General features: G+C 75.1%; 14 protein-coding genes. 8 read left to right on the forward strand and 6 right to left on the reverse strand.

All coding sequences use genetic code 11. From position 1 onward, the window contains the following. Nucleotides 1-59: 59 nt before the first annotated feature. Together IE225_RS17985 and IE225_RS17990 are read right to left on the reverse strand one after the other, a co-directional pair. On the reverse strand, nt 60-1,565 hold the full coding sequence (locus IE225_RS17985; RefSeq protein WP_190058569.1) for a hypothetical protein: 1,506 nt from the start codon (nt 1,563-1,565) through the stop codon (nt 60-62). Between the two features lie 241 nt (nt 1,566-1,806). Beyond that, complete coding sequence (locus tag IE225_RS17990; protein WP_190058570.1) at nt 1,807-3,192, reverse strand: NsdA family TPR-like regulatory protein; 1,386 nt, start codon at nt 3,190-3,192, stop codon at nt 1,807-1,809. A 360-nt stretch (nt 3,193-3,552) separates the two neighbouring features. Between IE225_RS17990 and IE225_RS17995 the strand changes: the two genes are divergently transcribed. The 3 genes from IE225_RS17995 (at nt 3,553) to IE225_RS18005 (ending at nt 6,972) form a co-directional block, all read left to right on the forward strand. Beyond that, nucleotides 3,553-4,248 carry a bifunctional DNA primase/polymerase gene (locus tag IE225_RS17995; RefSeq protein ID WP_190058571.1) on the forward strand — a complete coding sequence of 232 codons (696 nt, stop codon included), beginning with the start codon at nt 3,553-3,555 and terminating at the stop codon, nt 4,246-4,248. A gap of 280 nt (nt 4,249-4,528) precedes the next feature. After that, entirely contained in the window at nt 4,529-5,317 is a 789-nt protein-coding gene (locus IE225_RS18000) for an ABC transporter ATP-binding protein (RefSeq protein ID WP_190058572.1), read from the forward strand. After that, nucleotides 5,314-6,972, forward strand: a complete 1,659-nt coding sequence (locus IE225_RS18005; RefSeq protein ID WP_373303221.1) for a transporter — start codon at nt 5,314-5,316, stop codon at nt 6,970-6,972. Before IE225_RS18000 ends, IE225_RS18005 begins: the two co-directional genes overlap by 4 nt. 227 nt (nt 6,973-7,199) lie before the next feature. Here IE225_RS18005 and IE225_RS18010 read toward each other — a convergent pair whose 3' ends face one another. Together IE225_RS18010 and IE225_RS18015 are read right to left on the reverse strand one after the other, a co-directional pair. Then, on the reverse strand, nt 7,200-8,102 hold the full coding sequence (locus IE225_RS18010) for an alpha/beta fold hydrolase (protein ID WP_190058573.1): 903 nt from the start codon (nt 8,100-8,102) through the stop codon (nt 7,200-7,202). Between the two features lie 618 nt (nt 8,103-8,720). Further along, nucleotides 8,721-9,413: an iron-dependent transcriptional repressor DtxR gene (locus IE225_RS18015; RefSeq protein WP_190058574.1), complete on the reverse strand. Its 693-nt coding sequence runs from the start codon at nt 9,411-9,413 to the stop codon at nt 8,721-8,723. A 353-nt stretch (nt 9,414-9,766) separates the two neighbouring features. On the opposite strand from IE225_RS18015, the gene IE225_RS18020 reads away from it, so the two are divergent. After that, nucleotides 9,767-10,522, forward strand: a complete 756-nt coding sequence (locus tag IE225_RS18020; RefSeq protein ID WP_190058575.1) for an SIS domain-containing protein — start codon at nt 9,767-9,769, stop codon at nt 10,520-10,522. A 248-nt stretch (nt 10,523-10,770) separates the two neighbouring features. After that, the gene (locus IE225_RS18025; protein WP_229879662.1) at nt 10,771-12,177 is read left to right on the forward strand and encodes a PAS domain-containing protein; all 1,407 of its coding nucleotides are present in this window, start codon (nt 10,771-10,773) and stop codon (nt 12,175-12,177) included. A gap of 61 nt (nt 12,178-12,238) precedes the next feature. On the opposite strand, the gene IE225_RS18030 is transcribed toward IE225_RS18025, so the two are convergent. Together IE225_RS18030 and IE225_RS18035 are read right to left on the reverse strand one after the other, a co-directional pair. After that, entirely contained in the window at nt 12,239-12,397 is a 159-nt protein-coding gene (locus tag IE225_RS18030; protein WP_190058725.1) for a RidA family protein, read from the reverse strand. 497 nt (nt 12,398-12,894) lie between these two features. Beyond that, nucleotides 12,895-13,995 carry a citrate synthase 2 gene (locus IE225_RS18035; RefSeq protein WP_190058577.1) on the reverse strand — a complete coding sequence of 367 codons (1,101 nt, stop codon included), beginning with the start codon at nt 13,993-13,995 and terminating at the stop codon, nt 12,895-12,897. Nucleotides 13,996-14,226: 231 nt separating this feature from the next. On the opposite strand from IE225_RS18035, the gene IE225_RS18040 reads away from it, so the two are divergent. From IE225_RS18040 to IE225_RS18050, 3 genes are read left to right on the forward strand one after another with little or no spacing between them, the layout of a single operon-like run. Further along, nucleotides 14,227-14,814, forward strand: coding sequence for a hypothetical protein (locus IE225_RS18040; RefSeq protein WP_190058578.1), 588 nt, complete (start codon nt 14,227-14,229; stop codon nt 14,812-14,814). Further along, on the forward strand, nt 14,811-15,281 hold the full coding sequence (locus tag IE225_RS18045) for a hypothetical protein (RefSeq protein WP_190058579.1): 471 nt from the start codon (nt 14,811-14,813) through the stop codon (nt 15,279-15,281). Before IE225_RS18040 ends, IE225_RS18045 begins: the two co-directional genes overlap by 4 nt. A gap of 39 nt (nt 15,282-15,320) precedes the next feature. Then, entirely contained in the window at nt 15,321-15,584 is a 264-nt protein-coding gene (locus IE225_RS18050) for a hypothetical protein (protein WP_190058580.1), read from the forward strand. Nucleotides 15,585-15,607: the final 23 nt, after the last annotated feature.

Genomic DNA, 15,607 nt, shown 5'->3' on the forward strand with positions numbered 1-15,607 from the left:
GCCGCACGGACCGCGGTCACAACCGGGTCGCGGTCACAACCGGGCCGCACGGACCGCGGTCACAACTGGGTGGGCTGCCGCTGCGTGAGGCCGTACTGCTGCGCGATCGTGTTCCACAGGCGCGCGGCCTTCGCCTTCTCGGCGCTGGCGACGCCGCTGGCCCGGTTGCCGGCCTGGGCCTGGCGGGTGATGCGGGCCTGGCCCTTCTTGCAGCCCTTCTTGCCGCCGGTCTCGTCCGCCCAGGCCGCGTAGTGGTTGTCGGCGGAGGCCGAGGCCTGCCAGGCCCGGGTCAGCGCGGCGGTCAGCTCGTCGTGCTGCGGCAGCCGGTCCACGGACAGCTTCGACAGGCGGGTGACCAGGCCGGCCCGCTGCCGGGCCGCGGCACGCAGGTCGGAGGCGGCCTGGCCGAGGTTGGCGCACCGCTTGATGTCGGCGACCGCGCTGATCACCGAGGCGCGGCTGCTGCCGCTGTCGGCGAGCAGCTCGTCCAGCGCGACGGCCTGCTGCCGGGCCGGGTCGGCGGACGGCGAGGACGAGGCGCTGCTCGCCGGGGCGGTGGCGGACACGGGGGTCTTGTGGTCGTCCTCCCCGCCGTTCCCGCCGCCGAGCAGCGCGCCGGCGCCGACACCGAGCACCACGATGCCCACGCCGATCGCCGCGATCAGCGGCACCCGCGAACCGGTGCGCCCGCCCCGGCCGCGCCCGCGGCCGCCCGCCGGCTGCTGCGGGGCGTACGGCGCCGGGCCTGCGGCCGGCGCGGCGGACGGCGGTCCCGGCTGGACGCGCGGCAGCGGCTGGGTGGACGCGGCGCCCTCGTTGCGGAAGAGGTTGTCGAACTCGGCGGGCGTCGCCCGCCCGTCCCCGGCGCCGTACGGTGCCGGGCCGGCGGCCTGCGCGGCGACCGGCGGCAGGTACTGGGTGGCCTCCGCGTCGGGACCGCCCTGCCCGGCACCGCCCTGTCCGGGACCGCCCTGCCCGGCACCGCCCTGTCCGGGACCGCCCTGTCCGGCACCGCCGTGCCGGGCCCGGCCGAGGACCCGGGTCGTCTCGTCGGGCGCCTCGGGCGGCAGCGCGCCGGGGCCGCCCGGCACGGGCGGCAGGTACTGCGTCGCCGCTTCGTCCGGCTGCGGGGCGGCGACCGGCGGGAGGTACTGGGTCGCGGCCTCGTCCGCGGCGGGCGGCAGCGGGGCGCCGGCGGCGGGCTGGGGACCGTGCCCGCCGTACCCGCCGGCTCCGCCGTACGTGCCGTTCGTCCCGTAGGCCCCCTCGGGGGCGTGGTACGACGGCGCGGCGGGGGCGCCCTCGGGCGGGAGCGGGCCGGGGACGGCCGGCTGCTGCTGGGCCCAGGGCTGCTCGGGCGGGGCGGGCCGGCTCCGGTCCGGCGCCGGCGCGCCGCCCCAGGACGGGCCGCCGTCGGCCGGGGGCGCGGCCGCGTGCCGGGGCTGCTGCGGGCCGGGGCCGCCCGCGCTGCCCGGTAGCAGCGGCTCGCCTCCGTCGGAGGGCAGCACGATGCCTTCGCGCGCGGACCGCGCCGAGGGCTCCTCGCCCTGTCCACTCTGCGTCACCGGGACTCCTACTTATGGGGGAACCTGTGAATCGTCGGGTCACGCTACCGGGTCCCCTCAGCCCCGTGCCACGCAGCTCCGGACCTCACCTCCTTCTCCGCGGCCCGCCTGTGACCGTGGTAACAAGCCCGCCCCACGGCCCCTGTGGCCCCTTCCCCGCCCGTCCACCGGCCGTTTCCCCGGCCGTCCACCGCCCGTCCACTGGCCGCCCACCAGCCGCCGTCCGGGCGCGGTCAGGCGTTCACGCCGCCACCTGGAGATCCAGCCGCGCCCCGAACTCGCGCACCGCCGGCTCGTTCCGGAACGGCTCCAGGCGCTGCTGGAGGTCCTCCAGGTACTCGGCGCCGCGGTTGGAGCGCACCGTCTCCAGCAGCTCCACCGCCTTCAGGCCGGTGCTGCACGCCTCCTCGATCTCCCGCTGCTGCACCTGGGCGGTGGCCAGCAGCACGTAGCCGATGGCGCGGCGGCGGGCCCGCGACTCCGGGTGCCCGGCCAGCGACTCCCGCGCGCACCGGGCCGCCGCCTCGGCCTGCCCGAGGTCGCGGTGGCAGTGCGCCAACTCGTCGGCCAGGTAGGCCTCGTCGAAGTGCGCGATCCACTCCGGGTCGTCCCCGGAGCCGGTGCCGGCGGCCTCCATGGCGCTCACCGCCCGCCCGGACGCGGTCTGGGCGGCGCGCACGTCTCCCAGGAGGGCATGCCCGCGCGCCTCCGCGGCGTGGAACATGGCCTCCGCGCGCGGGGTCACGCGCCCCCGCGCCCCCTCCTGCGCCGCCCGCGCCAACTGGGCGATCTCCCGCGGGTTGCCGAGCTGCGCGGCGAGGTGGCTCATGGACGCGGCGAGCACATAGCCGCCGTAGCCGCGGTCGCCGGCGGCCTGGGCCAGGCGCAGCGCCTGGATGTAGTACCGCTGGGCCAGGCCCGGCTGGCCGGTGTCCACGGCCATGTACCCGGCCAGCTCCGTCAACCGGGCCACGGCGGCGAACAGGTCGCGGCCCACCGACTCGCGGTAGGAGCCCGACAGCAGCCCGGAGACGACGCTGTTGAGGTAGTGCACGACGACCGGCCGCACGTGCCCGCTGCCGTACTGGTGGTCCAGCTCCACCAGCGCCTTCGTCATCGCGCGCACCGCGGCCACGTCGGAGGCGCCCACGCGCGGCCCGGCCGAGCGCGCCACCTGCGCGTCCGGCGCGGTGATCAGCCAGTCCCGGCTCGGCTCGACCAGCGCCGAGGCCGCCACGGAGGAACCGGAGAGGAAGTCGCGCCGGCCCACGTCGCTGCGCCACAGCTCGCAGACCTGCTCGATCGCGCCCGGCACGGTCGGCGAGAACTGCAGGCCGACGCCCGAGGCGAGGTTCTTGCCGTTGGCCATGCCGATCTCGTCGATCGTCACCGTGCGGCCCAGCTTGCGGCCCAGCGCCTCGGCGATGATGGCCGGGGCGCGGCCGCGCGGCTGCTGCCCGCGCAGCCAGCGGGCCACGGACGTCTTGTCGTAGCGCAGGTCGAGGCCGTGCTCGGCACCGACCATGTTGACGCGGCGGGCCAGCCCCGCGTTGGAGCAGCCCGCTTCCTGGATGAGCGCCTGCAGCCGTTCGTTCGGCTGCCGCGCGACGAGAGGCCTGGCGGCCATAACGTACCCCCTGCTGTCTGGCGCGGCTCCCTGTGAGGCTGCGGTTCCTGCCCGCGCACCGGGTTGACGAATCTTCCGCCGCCGGACCCCTCGCGCCACACCGGCGTCGTCCGCCGGCGTGATCCCGGAAGGATCCGGCCGTGGAGATCAATGCCCCGCCCGCAAAAGGAAAATGCGAGGCATGCGAGGATTGCCGGGGTAAAGGCGAGGCTGCCCCTCTTCCTGGTTACCCGACCCGGACCGCCACGGCTCCCACGCGCCCCCTGACGTGCACCCATGCGCCCCGGGTGCCGGACCGGTGCTCCTCCCCGCGCACGACGCGGCCCGTAACCCCGGAGGGGCGTGGGAGTTGAGGGGAACGTGGAGAAGACGATCCCGGGCATCCGAGCCGCACAGACAGCCGGTCAGATTCCGCACCAGCAGGTTCCGCACCGGCAGGTTCCGCACCAGCGCGGTGCGTCGCTGCTGGAAGCAGCCGTCCGCTATGCCGAGGAGCGCCACTGGGACGTGTTCCCGGGCACCTGGCTGGAAGCCGTCGACGGCGTGCAGCGCTGCTCCTGCGGTGACGCCGCGTGCGCCGCACCCGGGGCGCACGCGGCGCACGCCGACTGGGCGGCCCAGGCGACGGGCAGCGCGACCGTCGCGCGCCGGATGTGGCAGAAGCAGCCGGCCGCGTCGATCCTGCTGCCCACGGGGCGGACCTTCGACGTGCTGTCCGTCCCGGAGACGGCGGGGTTCCTCGCGCTGGCGCGCATGGAGCGGATGGGCCTGACGCCCGGCCCGGTGACGTCGACCCCGGACCGGCGGATGCAGTTCTTCGTACTGCCCCAAGGCGCGGCGAAGGTGCCCGGGCTGCTGCGCGGGCTGGGGTGGTCGCCGGCCTCCCTCGACCTGGTGGCGCTGGGCGAGGGCGCGTACGTGGCGGCGCCGCCGACCCGGGTGGGGACGCGGGGCGCCGTGCAGTGGGCGTGCCGGCCCACCCCGGCCAACCGGTGGCTGCCGGACGTGGAGGAGCTGATCCCGCCACTGGCCTACGCGTGCGGGCGGGACCGGTGACGGACCGCCGGGACCGGTGACGGGCTGCCGGGACCGGTGACGGACTGCCGGGACCTGTGACGGACTGCCGGGACCTGTGACGGACTGCCGGGACCGGTGACGGACCGCCCGCGCGCCCGCCTCGCACCCGTCGGCCGGCCGGGGCGGGGCGGGCGCGGCCGTGGACGCCGCTCCCCGCGCCGCCCTCCGTACCGCTCCCTGTGCCGCCCCCTCCGTGCCGCTCTCCCCGCGCCGCCCTCCTCCCTCCGTCAAGTCCGTTGTCCCGCCGTAGGGTTTCCCCATGACGCAGGAACCAGGGACGAGCGCCGCCGTACGCGTACGCGACCTGTGGAAGAGGTTCGGGCAGCAGGTCGCCGTCGCCGGAATCGATCTGGAGCTGCCGGCCGGCCGGTTCATCGGGCTGGTCGGTCCCAACGGGGCCGGGAAGACGACCACGCTGTCGATGGTGACCGGACTGCTGCGGCCCGACCGGGGATCGGTCGAGGTGGTCGGGCACGACGTGTGGCGGGACCCGGCGGCGGTGAAGGCGCGGATCGGAGTGCTGCCGGAGGGACTGCGGCTGTTCGAGCGGTTGTCGGGGCGGGAACTGCTCACCTACACCGGCCGGTTGCGCGGGCTGCCCGGCGCGGAGGTCGACCGGCGCGCCACGCAGCTGCTGGACGTGCTGGACCTGGCCGGGTCGCAGCACAAGCTCGTCGTCGACTACTCCACCGGCATGCGCAAGAAAATCGGGCTGGCCGCCGCCCTGCTGCACAACCCCGAAGTGCTGTTCCTGGACGAGCCGTTCGAGGGCGTGGACCCGGTGTCGGCGCAGACGATCCGCGGGGTGCTGGAGCGGTACACGGCCACCGGCGGCACCGTCGTGTTCTCCTCGCACGTGATGGAGCTGGTGGAGTCGCTGTGCGACTGGGTCGCGGTGATGGCCGCGGGCCGCATCCGGGCGCACGGGCCGCTGGCCGAGGTGCGCGGGCAGGCGCCCACCCTGCAGCAGGCGTTCCTCGAACTGGTCGGCGCGCGCGACCGGGACGCCGGTGCCGGGCTGGACTGGCTGGGCGGGGGCGCGCGGTGAGCGCGGGGGCACCGACGCGCACGGGCGCCGAAGGCGCGGGCACGGCCGCCGAAGGCGCGGGCACGGCGCCGGTCACACCCGTCGTCGTACGGCTGAAGCTGGCGCTGCTGCGCAACGGGCTGCGCCGCTCCGGCGGGCGGCGGGCCGCCTACATCACCACCGCCGTGGTGGTGCTGCTGTTCGCGCTGCTGCAACTGCTCGGCCTGGTCGCGCTGCGCGGCAACGCGCACGCCCTGCCGGTGGTGCTGCTGCTGGCGGCCGTGCTGGCGCTGGGCTGGGCCGTGATGCCGCTGTTCTTCCCCGGCGGGGACGAGACGCTGGACGCGAGCCGGCTGGTGATGCTGCCGCTGCGGCCCGGGCCGCTGGTGCGGGCGCTGCTGGCGGCCTCGCTGGTGGGGATCGGGCCGCTGTTCACGCTGGTGCTGCTGGCCGGTTCCGTGGTGGCGGTGGCGCACGGGGGCGCGGCCTGGGCCGTCGGGGCCGCCGCGGTGCTGCTGGGGCTGCTGACGTGCGTGGCGCTCGCCCGGGCCGTGGCCACGGCCAACGTACGGCTGCTGAGCAGCCGCAAGGGCCGGGACCTGGCGGTGCTGAGCGGCCTGGTGATCGCGCTGGGCGCGCAGGCGGTGAACTTCGGCTGGCAGCGGCTCGGCGCGCAGGGCCTGGGCCGGCTCGATCCGGTCGCCGACGTGCTGCGCTGGATCCCGCCCGCGTCGGCGCTGGGCGCGGTGGACTCCGCGGGCCGCGGGTCGTACGGCGCCGCGGTCGCCCAACTGGGCCTCACCGCGGGTGCGTTGGCGCTGCTGCTGGGCGTGTGGGCGCGGACGCTGACCCGGCTGATGACCGCGCCGGACGCCTCCACGCTGCAGGCCGCCGAGCCCGGCGAGCGGGAGCGCGGCGGCCGGGCGGGCGGCCTGGCGCGCCTGCTGCCGGGCGGCCGCACCGGCACCGTGATGCACCGCAGCCTGCTGTACGTCTGGCGCGACCCCAAGACCAAGGCGGCCTGGGTGACATCGCTGGCGATCGGCCTGATCGTGCCCGTGTTCAACGCCGTGCAGGGCACCGGCTCGCCCTACTTCGCGTGCTTCGCCTCCGGCATGCTCGGCATCCAGATGTACAACCAGTTCGGGCAGGACACCTCGGCGTTCTGGATGGTCGCCCTGACCATCTCCTCCCCGCGGGACGCCTACGTCGAGCTGCGCGGGCGGGCACTGGCCCTGCTGCTGATCACCCTGCCCTACGCGACGCTGGTGACGGTGGTGACGACGGCGGTCCTCGACGACTGGCCCCGGCTGCCGGAGGTCCTCGGCCTGTCCTTCGCCCTGCTCGGCGCGATGCTCGCCACCGGCGCGTGGACCTCCGCCCGCTTCCCCTACTCCATCCCGCAGGACGGCTACAAGAACGTCGCCCCCGGCCAGGCGGGCCTCGCCTGGATCTCCATCTTCGGCGGCATGGTCGCCGCCGGACTGCTGTGCACGCCCGTCATCGCCGCCGCGATCTGGGCCGGCCTCGGCCCGGACGGCGCCGCCTGGAGCCCGCTGCTGCTGCCGGCCGGCGCCGTCTACGGCGCCGGCCTGACCCTGCTGGGGCTGCGGCTGGCGGCGCCGCGCGCTGCGGCGCGGCTGCCGGAGATCCTCACGGCGGTCGGCAAGGGCTGACATCCCCGGGAGGTTTCCCACGGGAGGTCGGCAAGGGCTGACACCCGTGGAGGTCGGCAAGGGCTGACACCCGTGGAGGTCGGCGAGAGCTGACACCCGTGGAGGTCGGCGAGAGCTGACACCCGTGGAGGTCGGCGAGAGCTGACACCCGTGGAGGTCGGCGAGAGCTGACACCCGTGGAGGTCGGCGAGGACTGACCTCCACGGGAGCATCCGCCCGCGCTCGCCTCACCCGGCCCGGTCGAGCACCGTCTCCAGGAACGGCTCGACCGCGGCCCGCCACGCCTCCGGCTGGTCGTAGTGGACGAGGTGGCCGGCGTCGGCGACCTCGGCGTACTGGCCGTGGGGCAGGACGCGGACCATCTCCTGGGCCTCGGCGCGGCCGAGTTCGCCGTCCAGGCCCCGTACGACCAGCGCGGGGCACCGCACCTGGGCGAGCTCCTCCCAGTGGGCGTCGTACACCCACGTCTCGCGGGTGCGGAGCATCTGGCGCGGGTCGAACACCGGCCGCCAGCCGTCGGGGCCCTCGTGCATGACCTCGGCGTAGAACTCGCCGCGCGCCGGGTTGGGGCGCTCCACCCACGGGTCGTCCTCGCCGAACCACTTGCGCACGTCCGCGAGCGTGGCGAACGGCACCGGCCAGGACGCGAACCACGCCTCCCACTCCCGCTGCGAGGCGGCGCCCAGCGCGGAGGCCCGCATGTCGCACAGGACCACCCCGCACACCAGGTCCGGGCGGCGGGCGGCGAGCTGCCAGGCGGTCAGCGCGCCCATGGCGTGCCCGATGACGACGGCGGGGGCGAGGCCGAGCTGCTCCAGCGCGGCCTCGGCGTCGTCGACGTAGGCCTCGCGGGTGTAGGCGGCCTCGGGCGGCTTGTCGCTTTGCCCGTGGCCGCGCTGGTCGAGGGCGACCGCGCGGTGCCGCTCGGACAGCCAGCGGGCCGTCTCCGCCCAGTGCGAGGCACGCCCCATCAGGCCGTGCAGCAGCAGCACGCCGGGGCCGCGCTCCCCGCTCGCCCGCCCGGCCCGCTCCGCCCCGTCCGTCGCCGCCCCGCTCTTCGGCGGATCGGCGAACTCCCACGCCGCGAGACGGACGCCGTCCGCCCCGATCACGTCGATGCGCCGCGCCATTGGTCCCGGTACCCCCCTAGCTGGATGGCGTCTGCCGTCGTGTGCCCTGCCGCCGTTGTCTTCACTTTCCGCGTGCCTTCGCTTCGTGCGTACCTTCGCTTCGTGCGCCGTGCGCGCGGCCCCGTCACCCGCAGACTATCGAATGAATATTCGAACTGCGCCGTCTTCTCGGCCAACACCCCTCGTACGAGTGACATCCCCCAGGCATGATCGCCGCCGGCAGGGGGAGATCTTCCACAGGAGGCGGACCGCTCGGGGAAACCGGTCCGCGGGGGGACGACCCTGAGAGCTCGGGGCTCCGGGTCGACACGGGGGAGGACAGGCCCCGGCGCCGCGCGGCGCCGGGGCCCTCCTCGCGCGTGCGGCACATCGGCGTCCCCTCCAGGGCCCTCCAGGGTCACGGCCTTCCGGAACAGCCTTGCACGCGAAGCCGCCGCGCGCTGCGATTCGGCGCAGCCGGAAGCGGAACCGGTGACGCGGACCGGCGGCCGACGCCCCTCACGCGCCCCGCCGACGCCCCGCACCCCTCGCCCGCGCCCCGCCGACGGCCTGCGCCCTTCCCTCGCGCCCCGCCGACGGCCGGCACCTCTCACCCGCGCCCGGCCGCGAACGCGTCCCTCACGCCTTGGCGACGAACACGTGGGAGGCGACCTCGCTCTCCAGCTCCGCGGCCTCCCCGCCGCTGCCGACCAGCACCCCGCCCGGCGACTCGGTGACGCTCACCACGGCCCCCGGCTGCACCCCGGCCCGCCGCAGCGTGTACATCAGCTGCGCGTCCGTCTGGATCGGCTCGCCGATGCGCCGGACGACGACCGTCTTGCCGTCGGCGCCCGGGTCGAGATCGGCCAGCGACACCATGCCCTCGTCCAGGAACGGATCGACGCCCGTCTTCTCGCCCAGCTCCTCCAGGCCCGGGATCGGGTTGCCGTACGGCGACTCGGTCGGGTGGCGCAGCAGCTCCAGCACGCGCCGCTCCACGGCCTCGCTCATCACGTGCTCCCAGCGGCAGGCCTCCGCGTGCACCTGCTCCCACTCCAGGCCGATCACGTCGACCAGCAGGCACTCCGCGAGCCGGTGCTTGCGCATGACGCGCGTCGCCAGCCGGCGGCCCTCCTCCGTCAGCTCCAGGTGCCGGTCCGGCGCCACCGAGACCAGACCGTCCCGCTCCATGCGGGCCACGGTCTGGCTCACCGTCGGGCCGCTCTGGTCCAGCCGCTCGGCGATCCGGGCGCGCATGGGGACGACGCCTTCCTCCTCGAGTTCGAGGATCGTGCGGAGATACATCTCCGTGGTGTCGATGAGTCCGGACATACGTGCCCCTTGGTTACCTCTGCCGGAGGCCGGACGGCTCACCGGTGCGTGCGCTGGCCCAGGAGTCAATTCTGACGCATCCCACCGACAACGGGGTCCCGCCACGGAAAGGAGAGGAAAGGAGACCGGAGACCGGAGACCGTATTGACATCCCCCTGGTCCAGACCTCACCGTGATCCGCGGCACGGGCCCGCACCACTCCGCACCACTCCGCGCCCCGTGCCGCCGTGCCCCGGCACCCTCGCGGCACCTTCTGTCCCCCTGCCCTCCCCCTCCCCCTGCCCCTCTTATCCTTCTTATCCCTCTTGTCCATCCATCTCCCAGCCACAGTGAAGCGAAGGGGCTTCTTGCGGATGAGCGAGCGCACGCCGGCCGACCAGTTCCTCGACGCCGCCGCCGACCTGCTGCGGCGGGTCCGCGACGAGGAGGCGGAGGCCGTGGCCGCCGCCGGCACGCTGCTCGCCGACACCGTCGCCGCCGGGGGCCGCCTGTTCGCCTTCGGCGCCGGGCACTCCTCCCTGGCCGCGCAGGACGTCGTCTACCGCGCCGGCGGCCTCGCCCTGATGAACCTGCTCACCGTGCCCGGCGTCGTCGGCGTCGACGTGATGCCCGCGACACTGGGGTCCGCCCTGGAACGGGTCGACGGCCTCGCCGCCGCCGTCCTGGACAGCTCCCCCCTCCGCGCCGGCGACGCCCTGGTGATCATCTCCCTCTCCGGCCGCAACCCGCTCCCCGTCGAGATGGCCCTCAACGCCCGCGCCCTCGGCGTGAAGGTCATCGGCGTCACCTCGCTCGCCTACGCCACCGGAACCAGGTCCCGGCACGTCACCGGCACCTTCCTCAAGGACCACTGCGACATCGTCCTCGACTCCAAGATCGCCGTCGGCGACGCCGAGCTCACCCTCGACACCGTCCCCGCCCCCTTCGCGCCCGCCTCCACCGTCGTCACCACCGCGCTCCTGCAGGCCGTCATGGCCACCGCCGCCGCCACCCTCGCCGCCCGCGGCATCGAGCCTCCCCTCCTGCGCTCCGGCAACGTCGACGGCGGCCACGAGTGGAACGCACGGGTGCTGGAGAAGTACCGGGACCGGATCTTCTACCGCTTCTGAACGACCGCCCCGGCCCCCTGCCCCCATCCCCTTCGCAAGGGCGGTCGCCGGGCTCCGGTCACCGGAGCGGGCGGGTATCGGAAAAGGCGGGTGAAACGGGAGGAGGGCTCCCGGGCGCAGGTGAGGGTGTGGGGTGCAACGTTTTTCTCAATCTTGTGGGAACTCGGTGTGTGCTGGGTCACGTTCCAGTTGAATGAGTGAGCGAACCGACGTGCCGTACGTGCGGACGCAGCCTGCAGGGGGTCCAGGTGAGTGCTTCACGGCGTAGGGGGACCACCGACGCGCTGGGGCCGGACGAGCCCGGGCGGGACGGCGAGCGGGAGGGTGCCGATCTGCTCGCCGCGCTGCTGGACGGGATGGACGCGGCCCTGTGCGCCTTCGACGCCGACGGCGTGGTGACGCACTGGAACCGCGAGGCGGAGCGGATCCTGGGGTGGACCGCGGCCGAGGCGGTGGGCCGCAAGGGGCTCGCCGGCTGGGCGTTGCGCAGCGCGGACGCCGAGGAGGTCGAGGGGCGGCTGATGGCGGCGATGCGGTCGCCGGGCCGCCAGGTCGACGAGTTCGCGCTGGTGACCAAGGACGGCGGGCGGGTGCTGGTGCGCACCCAGTCCGCGGCCGTGCGCGGGCCGGACGGCACGCCGGCCGGTGTGTACTGCGCGTTCAGCGAGGTGCACGCGCAGATCGACCTGGAGCGGTCCATCGCGCTGAGCGAGGCGCTGTTCGAGGACGCCTCCTGGGGCGTCGTCCTCGTCGACGCCGACCTGCGGCCCGCCGTCGTCAACGCCCACGCCGCCCGCGCCCTGGGCACCGGGCGCACGGACGTGCTCGGCCGGCCGCTGGGCGACCTGCTCTCCCAGGGCGTGGAGGAGCTGGAGAACGCGCTGACGCACGTACTCGCCGAGGGGGCCCCGCCCGCGCCCGCCGAGATCTGGGTCACCGTGCGCACCCCGCAGGGCGGCCGGCGGCGCTGCTGGCGCTCCGGCTTCGTGCGGCTCGCCTCGCCGCTGGCCGAGGAGCCGGTGCCGCTGGGGGTCGGCTGGTTCTTCGTGGACGTCACGGAGAGCCGGCAGGGCGAGCAGGACGCGGCGACGCTGCGCTTCCGCACCAACCAGCTGCACCGGGCCGCGCGGGCCGCCGCCGAGTGCGAGGACCCCGGCGAGGCCGCCACCGTCCACCTCGACTTCGCGCTGGCCGGGTTCGCCGACCACGCCCTGGTCGACCGGGTCCTCGGCCCCGTCCCGGCGGACGGCGAGCCGTCCGCCCCGGTGCGGCTGGTCCGGATCGCCGCCAGCCCCACCGGGTCGCCCGGTCCGAGCGCGCTGACCGGGCAGGCCGGGCTGCCGGTGCCGTACGGCCCGGACCACCCGGCCCTGCAGTGCGTGGAGCGGGCCGGCACGGTGCGGGTGAGCGCCGACGGCGCACCGTCCGAGCGGGCCCGTGCCTGGGCGCTGGAGCGGCAGTGGCCCGCGGACGCGGTGCACGCGCTGTGCGCGGTGCTGCGCAGCCGGGGGCGGACGCTGGGCGTGGTGACGTTCCTGCGCGGTGCCGGGCGCGGCCCGTTCGAACGGGCCGACGTCGCCTACGCCGAGGACGTGGCCGTACGGGTCGCCTCGGCGCTGGACCTGGCGGGGCTGGTGGCCGAGCGGCGTCCGTGAGTGCTGTGAGCGCTGTGAGCGCCGTGGGTGCTGTGAGCGCCTTGAGCGCCGCCCGCCGGGCTCACGCCGGTGTCGTGCGGGCGCCGTGGGCCGCGTCCCGGCGGGCCCCGCTGCCCCGCACCGCGTCCACCTCGATCTCGATCCTCATCCTCGGATCCGCCGGCCCGCACTCCAGCATGGTCACCGCCGGCCGCACCTCGCCGAACACCCGGCGCAGCACCGGATCGGAGGCTCGGGCAATGTCCCGGAAAAATGCGTTGCCCCCTGCCCGGCCGGTGCCTAGTGTGTGGCCCACGCCGAAAGGAGGTGATCCGGAGAATGAGTGAATCCCGGACGAGCGAGGTGGCTGCGGGCTAGCGGCCCGCCACCCCACTCAGTGTGGTGCCGAGCCAGCGTGCGAGACAGGCACGCAGCCGGCCCAATCCCCAGCAGTCACCGGACCCGCGGGCTGCCGGTACGTCCGACCGGCTCCTCCTTGGAGGACTCAGCCCGCGGGTCTTCTGCGTGCGGGGCCCCGCCCGGCCGAGGGACTCGGGCCGCCCGGCCCGAGGGGCTCGACGGGCGCCGCGGGCCCCGGCGCCCGGTCCGGAAGCCTCAGCGGGCGCCGAGAGTCCCGGCGGGTGGCGGCCCGGGAGCCTCAGCGGGCGCCGAGAGTCCCGGCGGGCGGCCCGGGAGCTTCAGCGGGCGCCAAGGGTCCCGGCAGGCGGCCCGGGGGCCTCAGTGGGCGATCTCGTCGTAGCCCTCGACGTCGCGCGGGCTGCGCGGGCCCGGGCCGACGTAGCGGGCGGAGGGACGCACCAGGCGGCCGGTGCGCTTCTGCTCCAGGATGTGCGCCGACCAGCCGGCCGTGCGGGCGCAGGTGAACATGGACGTGAACATGTGCGCCGGGACCTCGGCGAAGTCCAGCACGATGGCCGCCCAGAACTCGACGTTGGTGGCCAGGACCCGGTCGGGGCGGCGGTTGTGCAGCTCCTCCAGGGCCGCCTTCTCCAGGGCCTCGGCGACCTCGTAGCGGGGGGCGCCCAGCTCGCGGGCGGTGCGGCGCAGGACGCGGGCGCGGGGGTCCTCGGCACGGTAGACGCGGTGGCCGAAGCCCATGAGGCGCTCACCGCGGTCGAGGACCTTCTTGACGTAGCCCTCGGCGTCGCCGGTGCGTTCGATCTCCTCGATCATGTGCAGGACACGGGAGGGGGCGCCGCCGTGCAGGGGGCCGGACATGGCTCCCACGGCGCCGGAGAGGGCGGCGGCCACGTCGGCGCCGGTGGAAGCGATGACCCGGGCCGTGAAGGTGGAGGCGTTCATGCCGTGCTCGGCCGCGCTGGTCCAGTAGGCGTCGACCGCCGCCACGTGCTTGGGGTCCGGCTCGCCACGCCAGCGGATCATGAAGCGCTCGGTGATGGAGCGCGCCTTGTCGATCTCGCGCTGCGGCACCATGGGCAGGCCCTGGCCGCGGGCGGACTGGGCGACGTAGGACAGGGCCATCACGGCGGCGCGGGCGAGGTCCTCGCGGGCCTGGGCGACGTCGATGTCGAGGAGGGGTTTCAGGCCCCACACGGGGGCGAGCATGGCGAGGGCGGACTGCACGTCGACGCGTATGTCGCCGGAGTGGACGGGGATGGGGAAGGGCTCGGCGGGCGGCAGGCCGGGCTTGAAGGCGCCGTCCACCAGCAGCCCCCAGACGTTGCCGAAGGAGACGTGGCCGACGAGGTCCTCGATGTCGACCCCTCGGTAGCGCAGGGCGCCGCCTTCCTTGTCGGGTTCGGCGATCTCCGTCTCGAACGCGACGACTCCTTCGAGTCCGGGTACGAAGTCGGACATCGGGCGGCTCCTCGTGATCTGGGCGGGTGTGGGTCGACGAGTGGGCGGGTGCCGCGCGGGGGCGCCGGGTGCGGCGCCGCGGTGCGCGGCTCGGGGCGGCCCGCCTGGACGCCCCGAGGTGATGCCCTGCGCGGCCGGTGGTCACTCCCACGGGTTCCCACCGAAGCGGTGGCAGCACGATATCCCCGGGTGCCACCTTTGGGGAGAGTATGCGGCACTCAGTGCCAGGGCGTGACGAACACCACGCCACGAAGTCCGGTGCGCCGGAGCTGGGCCCGTGGCGCCGCGCACATGCTCTCCCCGGCCGACGACACCGACAACACCGACGACTCCGGCGGCGCCCGCCGGGTCCTCACCATGGCCAAGTCGGAGATGATCCGCCGCGGCAAGTACTTCGGCTCCCTGCGCGGCCCCAACGGCGAGCCCGCCCGCAAGTGGACCAGCGAGCACGGCCCGCACTGGATTCTCGTCGCCGACGAGCTCGCCGAGCTGCCGCGCCAGGCCCCGGACGTCGCCTCCGAGCCGGTCACCATCAACCAGGTGACCCGCAACCAGGAGGCCCGCATCCTGAGCATCCGCGTGATCGCGGCGACGCGGTCTCCCGGCGAGCAGGCGTTCGGCGGGAAGGGCACGGACGCCCGGCAGCAGTACAGCACCCGCATCGGCCTGCCCGTCTTCGAGGCCGAGCCCATCGACATGATCTTCGGCAGGGGCGCGTACGGGCGGGCCGGCGCCTGGACTGGCTCGACCTGCCCGGCAAGGTCATGGTCTCCTCCCGTCGGTACGAGAAGCCCCGTGGGGGCCGCTGCTACTACGTGACGGACAGTGACATCGTCACCGTGTCCACCGAGCACGCCCGGTACGAGGACGACACCCCGGCCGAGCCCGCGCGGCCGCACCCCCAGCCGGACCCTGATCCCGACCCCGAGCCGCCCACCCGGCCGCCCGGCGGAGGCGGCCCGCGCGGCGGCCGGCCGCACCTTCGCCCAGTGCCCACCTTCCCCGACGGCTCACGCATCTCCGACAACCGGCTGCCGCTGTGGCAGGCCCTTGAGAAGGCGGGTCCGGAGGGCCTGACAAAGCCCGAGGCGGTCAAGCGAGGCATCTGCAACTACCACACGTCCATCGGTCCGTGGCTGGCTCAGTGGGTTGCCGCGGGATGGGTCGAGGAAGCCGACAAGCGCGACCAGGCCGTGGTCTACGTCCTCACCGCCGCCCAGCACACCCCCGCCACCGCAGCCCCCGCCACCGGCGAGGAGAGCCCCGCATGTCCCGCAAGCCTGTGATACCGACCAACGTCTACCCGGGCGACCTCGCCCCCTCACATGCCCATCGAGCAGTACCAGGCGGCACACGGCTGCACCTGCGGGCACTCCCACGGCCAGGCGCCCGTGCAGCAAATCATCATCAAGCAGTCCGACCCGTGGCTGCGGTACATCAGCATCGGATTCGCCGCGGCCACCATCGGCCTGCTGGTGCTCGCGGGCGTCGTGGCGGCCCTGATCGCCGCCGGTGCTTGCGCCCTGTGCGTCGCCGTCGCGGTGAAGGCGCTTTGCGGCCTGTTCAGCGGCAAGGAGCCCAAGAAGTAGGCGCCCTCGGGGAACTGTGGGGA

It is taken from the genome of Streptomyces echinoruber (genome assembly GCF_014651135.1).
GTDB classification, from domain to species: domain Bacteria; phylum Actinomycetota; class Actinomycetes; order Streptomycetales; family Streptomycetaceae; genus Streptomyces; species Streptomyces echinoruber.